This window comes from Actinacidiphila acidipaludis, assembly GCF_019890725.1.
GTDB classification, from domain to species: domain Bacteria; phylum Actinomycetota; class Actinomycetes; order Streptomycetales; family Streptomycetaceae; genus Actinacidiphila; species Actinacidiphila acidipaludis.
The window spans coordinates 1-1,285 of sequence record NZ_JAINZZ010000136.1; the positions used below are offsets into that span (position 1 = coordinate 1).

Here is a 1,285-nt window from a genome sequence, read left to right on the forward strand (position 1 = left end):
TGAGCTTGTTCCGGTTTGACGGACACCCTCGGTGTGGTGGTCAGGCTGCGAGGGCGGTCTCGTAGTCGGCGGGGCTGCGGTAGCCGAGGCTGCTGTGCAGCCTGCGTATGTTGTACCAGCCCTCGATCCATTCGAAGATCGCGGTGTGGGCGGTGGCCCGGCTGGGCCAGCGACGATCGTCGCCCAGTTCGTTCTTCAACGTGGAGAAGAACGACTCTGCGAGTGCGTTGTCCCAACACTGTCCGGTGCGGCCGACCGACAGCCGGATGTCGAACTCATCAGCCAGGACAGCCAGTTCGCGACTGGTGTATTGACAGCCGCGATCGGAATGGAAGATTACCGACGTGGGAGGTCGGCGGCTTCGGCAGGCAGCCCGAAGGGCGTCGGCGACCAGCTCGGCGCGCAGGTGGTCAGCAGTTGCCCAGCCGACCACACGGCGCGAGGCGATGTCGATGACCGTGGCCAGGTAGAGCCAGCCCTCGTCGGTGGCAATGTAGGTGATGTCGCCGCACCAACGGCTGTCGAGCGCGGCAGGGTCGGGCCGAAAGTCGCGACCGACCAGGTCGGGGCGGGCGGACGCGTGCGGATCGGGAATCGTCGTGCGGTGCCGACGTCTGCGGTGCCGGCCCTCGATCCCGGCCTGCCGCATCAGCCGGGCGACCCGCCGGCGGCCGCAGCGCTCACCGCCTTGCCGGAGCACGGCATGGACACGAGGGGCTCCGTAGCTTCCACGCGAGTCGGTGTGGATTTCGGTGATCTTGTCGGTCAGCTCGGCATCGCGGACGGCACGGGGACCGAGTTCGCCGCTGCGGCGGGCGTAGAAGGCGGCACGGGAGACCTCCAGCAGTCCACACGCCCGTTTGACGCTGTGGCCTGCTTGCTTCTCCGCCTCGATGAACGGGTGCACCGTCACCGGGTCTCCTTTGCGAAGAAAGCCGTCGCACGCTTGAGGATCTCCACGTCCTCCCGCAGTCGGCGGTTCTCCCGCCGCAACTGGGCCAACTCCTCACGCTCGTCGCTGGTCAGTCCGTCCCGCTCACCAGCATCGACCTCGGCCTGCCTGACCCAGTCGCGCACCGCGGTCTCGGTCAGATCGAAGTCCTTGGCGACCTGGCCGACAGAACGGTCACCGCGTCGGCACAGCTCGACGATCTCGGCCTTGAACTCCGGCGTGAACGAGCGCCTGGGACGCGGCTTCTTCTTCCCCATGCTCTCCATGATGGACATCATCCTTCCGGGGCCGAAGCCCCTGATCAGGAGTGTCCGTCAAAGCGGATCAAGCCCA

General features: G+C 66.9%; 2 protein-coding genes. Both read right to left on the reverse strand.

Going from position 1 to position 1,285, the window contains the following annotated elements:
* Window positions 1-40 precede the first annotated feature (40 nt).
* Entirely contained in the window at window positions 41-913 is an 873-nt protein-coding gene (locus K7862_RS37000; protein WP_308012387.1) for an IS3 family transposase, read from the reverse strand.
* On the reverse strand, window positions 910-1,218 hold the full coding sequence (locus K7862_RS37005) for a transposase (protein ID WP_222970182.1): 309 nt from the start codon (window positions 1,216-1,218) through the stop codon (window positions 910-912). The genes K7862_RS37000 and K7862_RS37005 overlap by 4 nt, the downstream gene beginning before the upstream one ends.
* Between the last annotated feature and the right edge of the window lie 67 nt (window positions 1,219-1,285).

Bases quoted from the DNA above. Each gene is read 5' to 3' on its own strand.
- K7862_RS37005 (WP_222970182.1), bottom strand. From the start codon at position 1,218: ATGGAGAGCATGGGGAAGAAGAAGCCGCGTCCCAGGCGCTCGTTCACG.